This is a genomic window from Agromyces ramosus, from assembly GCF_030817175.1.
Lineage (GTDB): Bacteria > Actinomycetota > Actinomycetes > Actinomycetales > Microbacteriaceae > Agromyces > Agromyces ramosus_A.
The window spans coordinates 3881708-3896115 of record NZ_JAUSYY010000001.1 but is presented as its reverse complement, the minus strand read 5'-3'; the positions used below and the strand labels follow the sequence as shown (position 1 = coordinate 3896115).

Below are 14408 nucleotides of genomic sequence, written 5' to 3'. Positions count from 1 at the left end.
GCCGGCTGATCGCCGAGGCACGAACGAGGCCGGCCGGGGCACCCGCCCCCGGCCGGCCTCTGTCGTTACCGGTGGCTAGGCCGCCGCGGTGACCCCGCGGCCGAACGTGAACGCCCGAACGATCTGCACGATGCCGAGCACGATCAGGCTGATGCCCGCGATGATGAAGAGCACTGCGGCGCCCCACAGCGGAGAGAACAGCACGACGATGCCGGCGACGATGCCGAGGAGGCCGAAGAAGATCGCCCAGCCCTTCGACGGTGCGTCACCGAGCTGCGCGAGCGCCACGATGCCCTCGATGATCCACAGGATGCCGATGAGCACGCCGAGGAACACGGCGAGGAACTCCGTGGTCGCCTGCAGGTTCGCGAAGGCGATGATGCCGCCCACGAGGAACAGCAGGCCGAGGACGATATCGAGGGCTCTCGCCCCGCCGGAGATCCCCTTCGAGAAGATGCCGAGACCGAGATAGGCGATGCCGGCGATCACGAAGTAGATGGCGAGGAAGACCACCAGCACCTGGGCGGTCTTCTCCGGAGCGAAGACGATCAGCAGGCCGATGATGAGCGAGATCACACCGCTGATGCCGAGCGTCGCGCGAATCGTGTTGATCGATGCCTTCGAGAGGTCGGAGGCGTCGAGGGAGAAGGATGCGAAGACCCCGGAGGTCTGCGGCGTAGACATGGCGTGTCCTTTCCGACGGCGGATACCGTGCAGGGTCAGGCTATTCCTCTGCGCCACCTGAGCGTCGGATGTGAATGCGCGCGTCGCTGCGTGTCGTTGGGTGACGAATCGGTGAGGCCGGCACGCCGGGGGAGGGGGCAATGGTCGGGTCCACCGAGCTTGAGTTTCTCAAGTGATCGATGGCGAATGTCAAGTGCACGGGTAAGATCGTGGCATGCGGACGTATGGGCAGTACTGCGCGATGGCGCGGGGGCTCGACTTGGTGGGCGACCGCTGGACGCTGCTGATCGTCCGCGAACTGCTCACGCTCGGGCCTTCGCGGTATGCCGACCTGCGGCGGGGATTGCCGGGCATCGCGACCAACCTGCTTGCAGCGCGACTCAAGGAGATGGAACGCGTCGACCTCGTCGCGCGGGTGGAGTTGCCTCGGCCGGCGAACGCGACGGTGTTCGCACTGACCGCGCGAGGAGCTGCACTCGAAGCGGTCGTTCGCGAACTCGTGAAGTGGGGCGCTCCGCTGATGAGCCCCCCGATGCCGGATGAGTCGTTCCGGCCGCACTGGCTCCTGATACCGCTCCGCGGGCTCTGCCGTGACAACGACCCCAGCGCCGCGGCCCAGGTGGTGCGCGTCGGCAACGCGTCCGACGGCTGCGACATCATCGCAGACGCGGGCGCAATCGAGATCACCTCGAGTACACCAGCCATGGCACCCGACGCGATCGTCGACGGCGAGCCCGGCGCCCTCGTCGAGCTCTTCACCGGACAGTTGTCGATCGCTGCCGCAGACGCTGCCGGCATGATCACGGGCGATGTCGATGTGGTGCGTCGAGTCGTCGGTGGGATGCCGTCCAGGTCGATCGGGGCACGCGCATGACCTCCTCGACCCCCGGTCTTGAAGTGCTCCACGAGATCGCCAGTGCGCTCGAGAACGACGGACCGATCACGATCGGCACCATGTTCAGGAGTCCCGGCATCCGGACCGGCGACAAGATCGTCGCCTTCCTCGGACATGACGGCGGACTCATCGTGAAACTCCCGCGCGCCCGCGCATCGGAGCTCCTTGAGGCGGGCGCCGTGGAGCCCGTCACGATGGGCACGCGAACGATGCGTGAGTGGGTCGTGGTGCCCGCCGGCGACGACATCGAGGCGACGCTGACGACGTGGCTGCCGTTGGCGAAGGAATCCCTCGTGTACGTCCGAGCGACGGCAACGAAGCCGGCGCGCACGCGAGGGCGGTAGCGGTCGACCTCCGAGACTGCGCCTGGCGGCGGCGAGGTCAGTCGTCGTCGAGCAACTCGAGAAGGCGCGTGGTCGTTCGCCAGTTGCGCACCGTCATCTGCCGGAAGATCGGCATGCTCATGAGACGGGTGATCCGGGTCTTCGACGCCTGTGCCGCGACGCGCGAGAAGTAGATCGCACCAGGCCCGCGCGCCACCGAATCGACACCCTCGCGCAGTTCCGGCAGCTTCGCGTACGCCTCCTCGGCGGTGAGCGGATGCTTCAGGAAGTAGACGTCACTGCGCAGCGCCTCGGAACCGTGATCGGCGGGCGCCGCGGCGACCGTGGCAGCCAGTTCGTCACGCGACCGGACCACGACGAGGATCGGGATCTCGAATCGCGCTTCGAGCATTCGCTCGACCGTATCTTCGAGCTTCGGCCCTGTCGGGGGAGTCGCCGTGAAGAGGACGTTGCCGCTCTGAATGTAGGTGCGAGCATCGCGGTATCCGGCATCGTGGAAGCACGCAGCAAGGTCGGGCATGCTGATCAGGTTCTTGCCGCCCACGTTGATGCCGCGAAGCAACGCGACTGATGACGCCATCACGTGCTCGACGTTCGCTCGACGCGCCGGATCCTTGCCATATCGGCACGCTCTCACGGACCGCCGACACGGCGGTCGATCGGATGGCCGATCAGCGGGGGACAGGGGGCGAGGTGTAATATAATGAACATAGGTTCATTTGAAAGGCGGAACGAATGCCGCGCACGGCAACGCAGAACGAGGCCATGAGAGCAGCCACTCGCTCGGCGATCGAAACAGCGGGCGTCCGCGTCTTCGCGCGACATGGGTTCGCTGCCGCGAACATCCGGCAGATCGCCGACGAAGCGGGCATCAGCGTGGGATCGGTCTACCGGCACTATGCGAGCAAGGAGGATCTCTTCGATGAACTGCTCGAGCAGGCATCGACGGGGCTCAGTGCCGCGGCGACACAGTTGTCGAGCGGTGGGGATCCAAGCGACCTGATCGGCGGCTTCACCGAGGTGTATCTTTCCGATCTCGCCGGAGAGGATGGCGCGGCAGAGTTCTTCATGGTCATCAACCAGGGCTTCACGACTGATGCACCTGCCGGAACGGCTCGCCGGCTTGCAGTGACGCAACAGACGCTCTGGAAGGCGTTCGCTGCACTCGTTCGGCGAGGTCAGGTCGAAGGGCGGTTCGTCGGCGGAGACCCAGACCGGATGACCGCGTACTACTTCGCGCTGCTCTCGGGCATCACGACGATGCGCCATGCCCTGAACGACGAGCTCGCCGAGCCCGACGTCGACCTGATACTGCGCATTCTCACCGGGGGAGCCGAGCGATGATCGAGATCACGCGTGCCGACGAGCTCGGCGAGCCGTATCGGCGCGGGGTCACTGACGTGCTCGTGCGCGGGTTCGCCGAGGACTTCGCGTACTTCTCCCAGGATCCACAGGAGCTGTCGGAGGCATTCGAGCACATGATCGTCCTCGAACGCTTCCATGTCGCGCTGGTGGACGGCGAACCCGCCGCTGTGGCGGTCGTGACCCAGGGAACGCAGGAATGCTTCGCCCCCGATCGGCGCGAGCTCCAGCGCGTGCTCGGCACGGTGCACGGCTTCATCACCGACCGCATCATCCGAAGCCAGTTCATGGGCGCTGATGACGGGGCGCGCGATGGCCTCGCAGAGATCGGCTTCGTCACGACCGCGCCGCAGTATCAGGGCCAGGGCGTGGCGACCGCGCTCATGCGCGATCTCCTGGAACTGCCATACGACGAGTTCGTGCTGCGCGACATCAAGGACACGAACGTCCCGGCACTTGCGCTCTACACGAAGCTCGGGTTCATCGAGACGCTGCGGCGGCCGATCAGGTTCGCGAAGCGAGCAGGCTTCTCCAGCTACGTGTCGATGGGGCTCAGGCGGGCGTGATTCGTATGGATGCCGTGTGGTGGTAAAGCCGTCGCAGATCGTCAGATCCATCGCGCCGATAATGCACATTATGTCCGAACGTAAATCCACAACTTGCAGGAATTGCAGGATTATCAAACCCGGGTAATCCCCTTGTGGGCCGACGAAAATACAACTGATCAGGGAATTTCCCTGCAGCACTCCAGATGCCGTTCGCCTCGTGGACACGAGTTTGCACCGACTACGCGCCCGGCTGATCCGTGGTCTGATCAGGCGTTTCCATCTGGTCCATTGCAAGTCCTGCAGGAATCCTGCAATATTTGCAGGCAAGGTGGTGATGGATATGGCGGGGTCGAACGGCGGCGGGAGGCTGTCGTTTCTGGCCGTCCCGGGCGTTGGGCCGGATCCTGATGCGTTCCTTGAGGAGGTTCTGGACGCTTGGGGCGCTGCTATGCGGTCCCGTGGAGTCAAGGCTGACTACGTTCGGACGAGCCGCTCCGTGGTGGTCCGCCTCTGCGACTCAGCGGGCAAGTTCCCCTGGGAGTGGAACGTCGGAGACGCAACCGAGTGGTTCGACCACCTTCGCTCGGTTCGCGGACTGGCGCACTCGACCGTTCGCGCATATCAAGGCATGGTCGAGGGCTTTTGCGAGTTCGCGACGAGCCCTGCATACGAGTGGAGCCTGCGATCCGCTCAGCTGTTCGGCCAGGTCTTCTCACAGGTCGTGAATGAGTTCAACCGAATCACGCACTCCCAGACCAACGAGAGCCGTCCCGAGAAGCGCGCCTTCACCGAGAAGGAGATCCAGCAGCTCTTCGACTTGTTGGACCTCGAGTACGTGCGTGTGCTCGAGTCAGGCCGGAGCGGCGCGCTGACGGTGCTGCGGGATGCGTCGGCGTGCAAGATCGCATATGCCTGGGGCCTTCGCGTTACCGAGGCTCGTCGGCTCCAGATCGTGGATTTCTCCGCGAATGCGCGTACACCCTACTTCGGCGATTTCGGCAACCTGCACGTACGCTTCGGCAAAGCCACGGCCGGCCAGGTGTTCAAGCCGAGGAATGTGCTCACCGTCTGGCAGTGGGCTGCCGAGGTCGCTGAGGACTGGACGAACAACGTACTCCCCCGCTACGGCGACCCCGTTTCAGACCTCTTCCCCACGAATACCGGCGGCGTCGTGTCTGCGAGTCACCTCTGGCGGCGAGTCAGCGACTGCGTGGAGGAGCTCGGATTCCCCGCAGGTTGGATTTCCACTCGCTCCGTCGGTCGTACGCCACGCATCTCCTTACGGCCTACAGGTACGACATCAAGTTCATCCAGATGCAGCTCGGCCACGAACACGCGGCGACAACATCGATCTACACCCTGCCGGCGGCCGATTTCCAGATCGCGGAGCTCGCTCGAGTGCATCGCGAAACACTCGAATCGACCAGTAACGCGGTGGCGATTCCGAAGAGGAAACTGAAGCTTCCCCCACGGCCACCGCTTCCGCCGAATCGCAAAAAGAAACGAGGCGCATCGTGAGACGCGAGATCGACTATCAGTGGCGCATTCGTGAGCTCATGGCCAGACAGCACATAACGAGCAGCACCCGGCTCGTGGAACCGCTCCGCGAACGGGGCATCACACTGTCGGCGTCGCAGGTCTATCGCCTCGTGGCGCAGGACCCCGAACGGATCGCGTTCAAGGTCCTGGTCGCTCTGTGCGACATCCTGCATTGCGAAGTCAGCGACCTGGTCACGTTCACGGCAACGGATGCCCGAACGGTTCGACAGAAGCGCGTCGCGAACGGCGACCCCGGTGTGCCGGACCTGCGAAACTATCGGCCCGTTCGCGCGCGAATCACCCGGGACGATGCCTAGGCCCCGCGAGCACGGCCGTGTGCGGCCTGCCACACTCAACTCGCTGGAGCCGTCGAACCCGAGAGGCAGACCACGAAGCGAAGGCGACAAGCGCTGCGACCGCTGCGGACGCATGAGCGCGAAGGTCCGCGTCCACTGGCCCGACGGCGCAATCTGCGGGATCTGCTTCACCGAGGCGACCCACACGTACGGGGTCTGCCCGGGTTGTGGTGATCAACGTCTTCTGCCAGGTCGGGACGAGCGAGGCAAGCCGATCTGTCGAGACTGCGCCAGAATCACCACCGACATGACGTGCAAGAAATGTGGCGTTGAGGCCGAACGATTCCGCAAGGGCAACTGTGCGCGCTGCGTCGTCGAGGACGACCTCACCAAACTCCTCAAGCCCGCCACTCCCCCGGACCTTCGCATCAAGAGGCTGATCCAAGCACTTGTCGAATCCCAACGACCGGAGAGCATCTACACCTGGATGCGCGGGGTCAGGGCGAAGGAGCTCCTCCGGATGATCGGCGATCGCGAGCTCGACCTGACGCCCGACGCCTTCGACGCGCTCCCGCGCTCGCACGCCGTCGACCACATGCGCGAGATCCTTATCCACAATCGGCTGATGGTGGCCCCCACCGACCGATATCTGGCGATCTTCGAATCCTGGGTTGATGCCAGACTTCGCGAACTGCAGCCGCACGCCGAGGTGGCATCAATCCTCGAGCAGTACGCGCGCTGGCACCACCTGAATCGACTACGCGGTCGCGTCGGCGTCGCGAACATGGATATCGCTTGCCGCAACGCACGTCAACAGATCACCGAAGCGGGCAAGTTCCTGGTCTGGGTGGAGCAGGACCGCCGCCGAACCGTCACGACCTTTTGTCAAGAGGACATCGACGCATACCTCGACGACGCCGTCACCACCCGCTTCCACATCAAGCACTTCATCGGATGGTTCGCCCGCGGCCGCGGCGGCTCACGAAAGCTCTACGTGCCCCCACGCCGAGCAATCACATTGCCGACCCTCACACAGACCCAACGCATCCAAGCCATCCGAAATGCCATCGAGTTCAATCAGGTCGCAGTCAGCACCAGGGTCGCCGCGCTCATCCATCTCCTGTGGGCAACACCGCTCACCCGCATCGTCAGGCTCACCATCGAACAGATCGAGCTTCGACCCGAGGTCATGCTCATCCGGCTCGGCGCGAATCCTAGCGAGATCCCCGAACTACTCACGCCGTTGTTCTGGCGGCAGCTTGACGACAGAGAGGGCCTGACGACGAACACCGGTACCGACTGGCTCTTTCCCGGGTACAGAGCGGGCCAACATATCTCCGTCCCCACCCTTCAGCAGCGGCTCGCCACGCTCGGCATCGATCCACAACGGACGCGAAACACGACCCTGAAGCAACTCACCGCGCTCATCGACGTGAAGTCCCTGTCCGACCTGCTGGGCTACTCCCCCAAGACACTCGCACAGCGCGCCGAACGTGCCGGCTCACACATGGCCCGCTATGTCGATGCGAAGCACCGGCTTCACCCGTCATGAGACGTTGGTGACCGCTCTACGCAGGTCGCAGATCGGCGGGGATGACGCGAGCGGGAACGAGCGGAACCGGCTGCTGACGGTGCGGATTCGGCGCCAAGCTTGAGAATAGTTCGGCGGGCAACCACGCGCTTGAGGAGACGAGATCGGCTGAAGCGCCGGGTACCTTGGACGCTTCGTACATCACGCCACGAGCGGTCGCTGTCACTCGATCCGGTGGGAAGGCCGAGTGATACTCCATGAACGGTCGTCCTAACCAGGTCCACCAAGTCGGCTTCGGCGGTAGCCCCGTCCAGCCATCGCGATAGCGAACCGGGCTGATCCCCCACTCGGTCTCACTGTCTGACCAAAGCGATCGACCGGTCCAGATGTGCCCCTCGGTGACCTCGGCGGACGCGTAGAAGGCGGGGAGTTCATCTGCGAGTGTCACGAATAGAGCGCGGAGCGCTTCCTGCCACCCGACCTCGCGGATCGGCTCAGCGTGGAACGTCAGAGAAATCGACCAGAATCGGTCTGGAAACTGCGCGCTTGGGCCAGCGCTCAAGTGTCCGCCGATGCATGGACCTGAGCCCGCCGTGAACAACATCGATGTCGCGTCCGCCCATGCTTTCGTGAAGCCGTCCAAGCCGGCTTCGACGAGCTTTCCCTGGAACGGCTCGTACTCGCCGAACCGCCGCGGCAAGGCCTCAGGCAGGAATCGCCGAGCCGCATCGACAAATAGGACTGCCGCATCCGTGGCCAGATCCTCTCTGAGGCAGTACCAGGCGACATCAACGGTGGAGACGCGCGATTCGCGCTGCGGCTTCTGGACCTTCCGTGATTGAGACCGCGACCAGACTTCATCAGTCTGTTGGTCGACGACCGCCCCATTCAGGGCTTGGGCCAGCCGTCGAGCGAACCTCACAGCATGGAGCACCTCGGATTCCGTTGTACCCTCCACCGAAATCGAGTACAACCAGCGCACCCCGAGCACTGCCGCGGCGACCTCAGCTGGAATGTCCTCAAAGTCGACAGCGTCAGGACCGTCCACCGTGAACGAGTAGCGTCGCCGCACCCCACGCACAATGGTCAGCGTGCGAACGGTCGCCTCATCCACTTGAAGCCCACTGCCCTGAGCCACAAGATCGCGGAGCTCTTCAACCGATGAAGCACGTGCCGCATACACGGCCAGATCGTAGGACATGACGACATGGTTCCACACGCCGCCGCTCGCTGACTCCACGAGGATCAAACGCAACGTGGTGGCTGTCGAGAACAGACCACTAACCAGCCTTCATGATGAGAGCGCTGTTGAAGATCAACTAAGCAACTTCACCATCAGCAAATCCCCTATCTGCAGAAAGAGCAGGAATTTGCTCGGTCGAGCCTGCCAACCGACACCCGCAAGAGCATCCGCTTCCGGACGTCCGGTGGCCGACCGGCTAGTAGGCGCCGGCGGGTGACTGCCGACTCGACGTGGCGCCAAAAACGTTCAAAACCCCGGGTTTCGACCGCGCGCCGCGTGCGGAGTCCGAGGCGGCAGATCAGGTGTCTGCCGCCGAGGCCCCGCGAGATTCTGACCACCTCGAAACGACGGGTCAAAAACCATCGTTTGTGACCCCCTTGGATGCACCGGCATAGGTGCCGCTGTTGCAGACCCGACGACCGTTAGGTTGTCTCTATCTCGATTGCACCTTGTCGGCAGAATCTTTCGCTCTGCTTGGACGTTTCTCACGCCTGGGTACATGTACTGAGTGAGGGACTTCTCCAGGAGGTGAAAGTGATCGACTCCATCGATGACGCGATCGCGTCAGCTGCTCCGCCCGTCGCGAAACGTGGCCGGGAGCTTGAAGGGCTTGTTGAGCGGGTGGTCGAGGAACGGATCCCGCGCCGGCGTCGCGGGCGTCGACGGATGATGCTGGGTACTGCGGTGCTCGCAGTACTCATCGGTGGGACGTCGGCGTCTCTGGCCACGCCTGACTTCCGGGGTTGGTGGTGGAGCGGGAGTCCTGATCGCACTGTCCAGCGGGTGAATGCCACGGGAGAGCTGTGCACGATCGGCTACAAGATCCTCGCCGACGTCGGCTTTCCGGAAACCGACCCTGCGGTGATAGCCGCGCGCGAAATCCTCAGCGAGACCGACATCGAGAATCTCCAGATCGATCAGGCCAAGCTCGAGGAGAACCGGGCCTCAGTTCCCAAGCCACTGGATCCGGATGGCGTGACCATCAGTAACGCGATCATTACTCTGGTCGTCGATGGCGTCCGCGCACGTGGGCTCGATCCGGCACATTTTTCCATCGGTGGCGACGGGCGCTGCGGCGATGAAGACGGCAGCCGTGATGACTGGAACTAGCCGCGACCGGAGGGCCCGCCTCGAGGCGGCGATCAGGGCAAACGCTGTCGACCTCCTCGCGTACCTCGAACGTCGCATCGACCCACCAGCTGATGCGGCCGATGTCCTCAGCGATGCGCTGCTGCACGCCTGGCGGCGACGAGCGAGCATGCCGGTCGAAGACGATGCACTCCGCCCGTGGCTGTTCACGTTCGCCCGGAACACACTGTTGAACGCGCGCAAGGCCAGCCGGCGTCGCACTGCGGGCACGACCGCGCTGCGCGAGTTCCTCGCCGCATCCCACGCCGGCACGTCGGATCAACTCGCTGAGAACATGGCGGTACGCGACGCCGTCTCGGCGCTCACCGCTGATCTCCGTGAGCTCGTCCTCCTGGTGCATTGGGAAGGACTCAGCGTCAGCGACGCCGCCCGGGTCCTCGACATCCCTCCATCCACTGCCCGGTCCCGTTACGCCGTCGCAAAGTCGAAGCTCCGCGATCAACTCGACACCCAGACGCCGCCCCAGCCAGACGTCTCAACGAGCAGCCCGCCAACGGGCACCCCCCGCCCCGGACGCCGGCATTTCAGAACGGAACCCACAATGCATCTGACTCCTATCAACTCGCCTGCGATCGAGCTCCCGCCGACTGAGCCGACCGATATCAGCGCCTACCTCCCTGACCCCGCCGACGAGCCGACTGCATGAGCGGTCGCGGGGTGATCCTTGCTCGTGCCACTGCGGTACTGGCCGCGGTCGCAGTGATTGCGGTCCAGATTTCTGCGTGTGCTGGCTACTCGTCCGATTCGGAACCGCTTGCGGAGAACCATAGCGGCGAACCGCTGAGTGTTGAGGTCAATGGTGAGGTCATCGAACCGGAGGATGACGCCCTTTGGTCAGCGAGAGTCGATGGGCAGAAGCTTGTACTTACCGTCCCTGAATCGGGGGGTTGCGCGACCCAGGTACAGCTTTCCGGGGTAGACGTTGCGTCGAAAACCATCGATGTAGCGGCACGGTCCGAAAATGAGGGATCATGCGCGGCAAATCTGTTCTTGTCGCCAAAAGAACTACTCGTCGACACGGACGTGCGCGGGTTCACCGTGCACGTCCGTCTCGACGAGGGCTAGGGGAATCAGGGTCGGGAAACGACGGCCACGGCCGTATCCGGCACCAAATATTCGGTGACCGGAGAGTAGATAGTGAGCCCCGGGCGAAAGCCCGGGGCTTCCGTCATTCTGGATCGACCAGCGGCCTCAGAAACGATCGTTTATGACCGCCCGAGAGTGGTGGGGTGCATCGCCGCGTTCATCTGAATTGCAGGAGGGCTGCGCTGAACATCTCGACGTCGTTGCGAGTCTCTTCGGTCACGAGGAGCGAGTGCGCTCCGATCACCCTCGTGAACTCACCGCGGCACGGGATCGTCACGATCTTGGTGAGACCGCGGCGCCACGCAGTGATGAGAGCATCAAGCGACTGGCGCTCGGGCCGGTCTTCGAACGACACAAGCGGACGCTGCACCCGTTCTCGGAATCTCGCGGCTGCCCAGACCTGATACCGCTCGTCCAGAGCGGCTCCATCGAAACGGTCACGCCACGATGGCCCCGTGAGTCGCGCGATCAGCTGTGCGCGTTCAGCGGAGTTGTCAGCCGTCTTGTGAACGGCAGCGAACAGTCCGGGATCTCGGATCTCGCCCGCGTGGCGGAGAGCAGCGACCCAGAGGTCTGGCCAACCTGCTTGCCACGCTTCGGCATCGAACTCTTCGTCCTCGTTCGTACCGAGCTGGGGTGGGTTGACGAGCAGTGGCGGAAGATCGTCGCCGAGAGGTTTCAGCCCCCATGCTTCGCGAATCCAGAGCAACTCGACGAGTGAGCCGAGATCGTCGTCGACCGTGATCACCATGTCATGCGGCCAAGGCTCGCCGGGAATCGGTACGGATGAGCGCACACGCACCTCCTCAGAGTGTCGAACGAACCACCAACTTGCTATGGACGACCGTCTCACGCCGTAACCCCGCCACGCCATCGCGTCACCGAAACCGGATGGCTCACATACGATCGTTTCTGACACCGAAGCCGACGGCTGCCGGGCGTCCGTCCGTCTTGCGCGCGTGTACGTGACGGTGGCGCCACCGCTCACATCACCAAGGGTCTTAGTTGGACGGTCAACCGAAGAGAACGAATAGGTTCAACGCCAGCAGCGCGATGGCCACTATCAAGAAAACGATGGAAGAGGCGCGGCGTAGTCCGTGCCGTCGTTCGTACATCGCAAACACGGCCAAGGCGATCACTGACGCGCCTAGAACAACTGCCGTGGCCCGAATCATAGGATCCGTCTGAGCGTCGATTGGATTCGGATTAGAGACATTGAAGAGGTTCGAGTTCTGCAAACCGATGCTGAACATTTGGTCAAATGCGAGGAACGCGGGAACGACAACACCAAGTAGGAACACGACTAGGGTCGCGCGTCGTCGGTTCCTTGGCGGCTGATCAAGCCGACCATCCTTTCCGTCGGTCATGATAGTTCTCTGCCCGATTGCGAGTCGGTACCACGAGACGGCAGGTTATGCCTCTGGGTCCCCACCGTCTGGTCAACCGCCGGTCGTTGAGAACGTTGCCAGTTCTGAGAGATTCGAACTGCAGGCCTCCATTATCGGCAGATGTGCCTCGTAGTACCCCGCGCTCGTGGGGTCGAATCGAGCGCCCGATGCACTGTCCGGGTTGGCTTCGATGTACTCGATGGCCGCTTCGATCTGGTCGCGAAGGCCCCGCTGCGACGCAGGGAACGCGGTCAGCGACAGATAGGCGGTGTAGCCGGACTCGATGACTGCGACGTACTGCTCTTCGGTAACGGTGCCGAGCGAGTGACCCTGGTGGGCGTTGTGGACAGTCGTGTCAATCGTGCTCACCGCTGCGCACGTAGCCGCGATCGCGGAATCCAGTGGTGTGCCTTCTGCCGCTGCTGGCTTCCCATCATCAGCGGACGGGGGCGGCGTCCGTTCACCTGCCGCCGCAGTGGGAGAGCACCCGGTGATCACCAGCCCGAATAGCACGACCGCTGCCAGCACCATCGGTTCCCGAGCCGTTTTTCTCCGAACCAAGTCGCTCTCCAATCAGTCCACGGCCATATGAGAGAAGTATGGCGTCCGAAACCACGAAGACGGCTGTTCGTTAGATCCTGTGGAAAGAATCCCGGCGGGATCACACCCTGAGACATTGGAAGCCGGCTACGACTTGCTAGCAAACCGCAAAGCAACTTGTTGCCACGACGGGCTCAATAACGATGGTTTTGGACCCGTCATTTCGAGGTGGTCAGAACCTCGCGGAGCCTCGGCGGCACACCCCTGATCTGCCGCCCAGGACTCCGCGCGCGGCGCGCGGTCGAAACCCGGGTTTTTGAACGTTTCTGGCGCCACGTCGAATCGGCAGTCACCGGCGCCCACTAGCCGGTCGCCCAAACACTTCAGCCTGAGCGAGCTTTGTGGAAAAACGGTTAAGAGACTTGACCATCAGAAAATCCCCTATCTGCAGAAATTGCAATGGGGAAAGTTGTTTGCCGGCTGCAGTGGCACACCGAAATCGCCTCTGATCTGCATAAGAACTCGGCGTTCGCGACCTTCGCCTTCAGGAGGTATCCAATCCCGCCGGCGCCGTCCGCGACCAGGCCAAGCGCGTACCAGTCGTCCCAGGAAATGCGAGAGGACGAGTAGTCCGGTTCCCAAATGCCCGGCTCGAATCACCAGAGCCGCCTGAAGTCCATCGTCGCTATGTGTCGGGGCATCTGGACGTCGGTCCGCACCGCATCGGGCCGGTGCTCATCGGCGGCCCGGATGAGCTCCCGGGCATCGGCGACCGCGGCCACAACGTCAACCCGGCGATCTCGAGCATCCTCACGATGCCTTCTCGAGTGAGGGCATCGGCCTCGCCAACGACGACGGCCTGCCCTTCAGAGGTCCGGCGTCTTTCGTCATGATGGGATCAAGGCACTGAGCTCCTGCCATTCGGCGGTCGGCAAGCGGCCGTGTGCGGAGAGCACGTGAAGAGCCACATGGTCTGCTCCGGCGCCCCAGTGGTCGCGAATTCGACGGTGGATGTCGTCAAGGGACCCCCACGCAACGGTTGCGTCGATCAGACGGTCGCTGCCACCGGGGACCAAGTCGTCATCACCGAAGCCCAGACGCCGAAGGTTGGCCTGATAGCTCGGCAAGCCGATGAACATGCCGATCCCGCGTCGGGCAATCGCACGAGCCTTCACCGGGTTGGTTTCGAGCACCACCGCTTGGTGGGGTGCGATGAGCGCGTCCGGGCCGAGAATCGCCCGGTTCGCATTGCTGGATTCCGGAGTCACGAGGAACGGATGGATGCCGGCGGCGCGGTTGCGGGCGAGGGCGACCATTCGGGGGCCCAGAGCGCCGAGTATTCGATCGCCGTTCAGAGCGGGTTTCGCGGCGTCGAGTTCGTCGAGGTAGCGATTCATCGCGGTCAACGGCGACCCGAACTCGGCACCCACTGCGGCGGCTGTCTGGGGTGTGCTGACGCCCAAGCCCAGGATCAGGCGTTTCCCGTATGTCGCCACGAGGCGAGGGTGTTCAGCGATCGCGATGCGAGCGTCTGGGCTCCAGATGCTCATCACTCCGAATGCCACGGACGTGTGGGGGGCGGCGGAGAGGAGCCCCTCTGCATCTGGCCACAAGCCGGGCCCGTTCGCACCTGCAATCCAGAGCGCGGACCAGCCCTGGCTGTCAAGCGCTGCGGCGGCGTCATGAATTCTGGCCTTGTCCGCCCCCCGCAACTCCAGACTCCAGATTCCAAGACGGCCCACCGGCGCGACTGAAGCCATGTCGTTCTGCATGGTGACTCCTCTCCTCACGTTCACTCCTCCG

General features: G+C 63.5%; 17 protein-coding genes. 10 read left to right on the top strand and 7 right to left on the bottom strand.

Translation table 11 applies throughout. The annotated features are described in order from the left end of the window. Window positions 1–75: 75 nt before the first annotated feature. Complete coding sequence (locus QFZ26_RS18240; protein ID WP_307044657.1) at window positions 76–684, bottom strand: HdeD family acid-resistance protein; 609 nt, start codon at window positions 682–684, stop codon at window positions 76–78. 214 nt (window positions 685–898) lie between these two features. Here QFZ26_RS18240 and QFZ26_RS18235 point away from each other — a divergent pair, with 214 nt between their 5' ends. Both QFZ26_RS18235 and QFZ26_RS18230 read left to right on the top strand, forming a co-directional pair. Next, entirely contained in the window at window positions 899–1558 is a 660-nt protein-coding gene (locus tag QFZ26_RS18235; protein ID WP_307044655.1) for a winged helix-turn-helix transcriptional regulator, read from the top strand. Further along, window positions 1555–1923, top strand: coding sequence for a hypothetical protein (locus QFZ26_RS18230; protein WP_307044654.1), 369 nt, complete (start codon window positions 1555–1557; stop codon window positions 1921–1923). Before QFZ26_RS18235 ends, QFZ26_RS18230 begins: the two co-directional genes overlap by 4 nt. Window positions 1924–1960: 37 nt before the next feature. Here QFZ26_RS18230 and QFZ26_RS18225 read toward each other — a convergent pair whose 3' ends face one another. Next, a complete protein-coding gene (locus QFZ26_RS18225; protein ID WP_307044652.1) occupies window positions 1961–2503 on the bottom strand; it encodes a DUF1697 domain-containing protein in 543 nt (180 codons plus the stop codon). Window positions 2504–2688: 185 nt separating this feature from the next. Between QFZ26_RS18225 and QFZ26_RS18220 the strand changes: the two genes are divergently transcribed. The 5 genes from QFZ26_RS18220 to QFZ26_RS18200 all read left to right on the top strand — a co-directional run bounded on the left by QFZ26_RS18220 (window position 2689) and on the right by QFZ26_RS18200 (window position 7220). Continuing rightward, complete coding sequence (locus QFZ26_RS18220; RefSeq protein ID WP_307044650.1) at window positions 2689–3267, top strand: TetR/AcrR family transcriptional regulator; 579 nt, start codon at window positions 2689–2691, stop codon at window positions 3265–3267. Next, a complete protein-coding gene (locus QFZ26_RS18215; protein WP_307044648.1) occupies window positions 3264–3851 on the top strand; it encodes a GNAT family N-acetyltransferase in 588 nt (195 codons plus the stop codon). Before QFZ26_RS18220 ends, QFZ26_RS18215 begins: the two co-directional genes overlap by 4 nt. Window positions 3852–5069: 1218 nt before the next feature. Continuing rightward, complete coding sequence (locus tag QFZ26_RS18935) at window positions 5070–5351, top strand: tyrosine-type recombinase/integrase (RefSeq protein WP_373460740.1); 282 nt, start codon at window positions 5070–5072, stop codon at window positions 5349–5351. Next, on the top strand, window positions 5348–5689 hold the full coding sequence (locus QFZ26_RS18205; protein ID WP_307044645.1) for a helix-turn-helix domain-containing protein: 342 nt from the start codon (window positions 5348–5350) through the stop codon (window positions 5687–5689). Before QFZ26_RS18935 ends, QFZ26_RS18205 begins: the two co-directional genes overlap by 4 nt. 112 nt (window positions 5690–5801) lie before the next feature. After that, window positions 5802–7220: a hypothetical protein gene (locus QFZ26_RS18200; RefSeq protein WP_307044643.1), complete on the top strand. Its 1419-nt coding sequence runs from the start codon at window positions 5802–5804 to the stop codon at window positions 7218–7220. Window positions 7221–7236: 16 nt separating this feature from the next. Here the strand turns inward: QFZ26_RS18200 and QFZ26_RS18195 are convergent, their stop codons facing one another. After that, window positions 7237–8400 (bottom strand): hypothetical protein, encoded by a 1164-nt coding sequence (locus QFZ26_RS18195; RefSeq protein ID WP_307044641.1) that lies wholly within the window; start codon window positions 8398–8400, stop codon window positions 7237–7239. Window positions 8401–8976: 576 nt separating this feature from the next. Between QFZ26_RS18195 and QFZ26_RS18190 the strand changes: the two genes are divergently transcribed. Genes QFZ26_RS18190 through QFZ26_RS18180 form a run of 3 tightly spaced genes read left to right on the top strand, consistent with a single transcriptional unit; the run spans window position 8977 to window position 10656 of the window. After that, a complete protein-coding gene (locus QFZ26_RS18190; RefSeq protein ID WP_307044639.1) occupies window positions 8977–9552 on the top strand; it encodes a hypothetical protein in 576 nt (191 codons plus the stop codon). Continuing rightward, window positions 9521–10237 (top strand): RNA polymerase sigma factor, encoded by a 717-nt coding sequence (locus QFZ26_RS18185; protein ID WP_307044636.1) that lies wholly within the window; start codon window positions 9521–9523, stop codon window positions 10235–10237. Before QFZ26_RS18190 ends, QFZ26_RS18185 begins: the two co-directional genes overlap by 32 nt. After that, window positions 10234–10656: a hypothetical protein gene (locus QFZ26_RS18180; protein WP_307044635.1), complete on the top strand. Its 423-nt coding sequence runs from the start codon at window positions 10234–10236 to the stop codon at window positions 10654–10656. Before QFZ26_RS18185 ends, QFZ26_RS18180 begins: the two co-directional genes overlap by 4 nt. Window positions 10657–10834: 178 nt before the next feature. Here QFZ26_RS18180 and QFZ26_RS18175 read toward each other — a convergent pair whose 3' ends face one another. From QFZ26_RS18175 to QFZ26_RS18160, 4 genes are all read right to left on the bottom strand, one after another. Further along, window positions 10835–11473, bottom strand: a complete 639-nt coding sequence (locus tag QFZ26_RS18175; protein WP_307044633.1) for a hypothetical protein — start codon at window positions 11471–11473, stop codon at window positions 10835–10837. 217 nt (window positions 11474–11690) lie between these two features. Beyond that, complete coding sequence (locus tag QFZ26_RS18170) at window positions 11691–12044, bottom strand: hypothetical protein (RefSeq protein ID WP_307044631.1); 354 nt, start codon at window positions 12042–12044, stop codon at window positions 11691–11693. A 72-nt stretch (window positions 12045–12116) separates the two neighbouring features. Further along, window positions 12117–12434, bottom strand: a complete 318-nt coding sequence (locus tag QFZ26_RS18165; RefSeq protein ID WP_307044629.1) for a hypothetical protein — start codon at window positions 12432–12434, stop codon at window positions 12117–12119. Between the two features lie 1058 nt (window positions 12435–13492). Continuing rightward, entirely contained in the window at window positions 13493–14377 is an 885-nt protein-coding gene (locus QFZ26_RS18160; protein WP_307044627.1) for a TIGR03620 family F420-dependent LLM class oxidoreductase, read from the bottom strand. Between the last annotated feature and the right edge of the window lie 31 nt (window positions 14378–14408).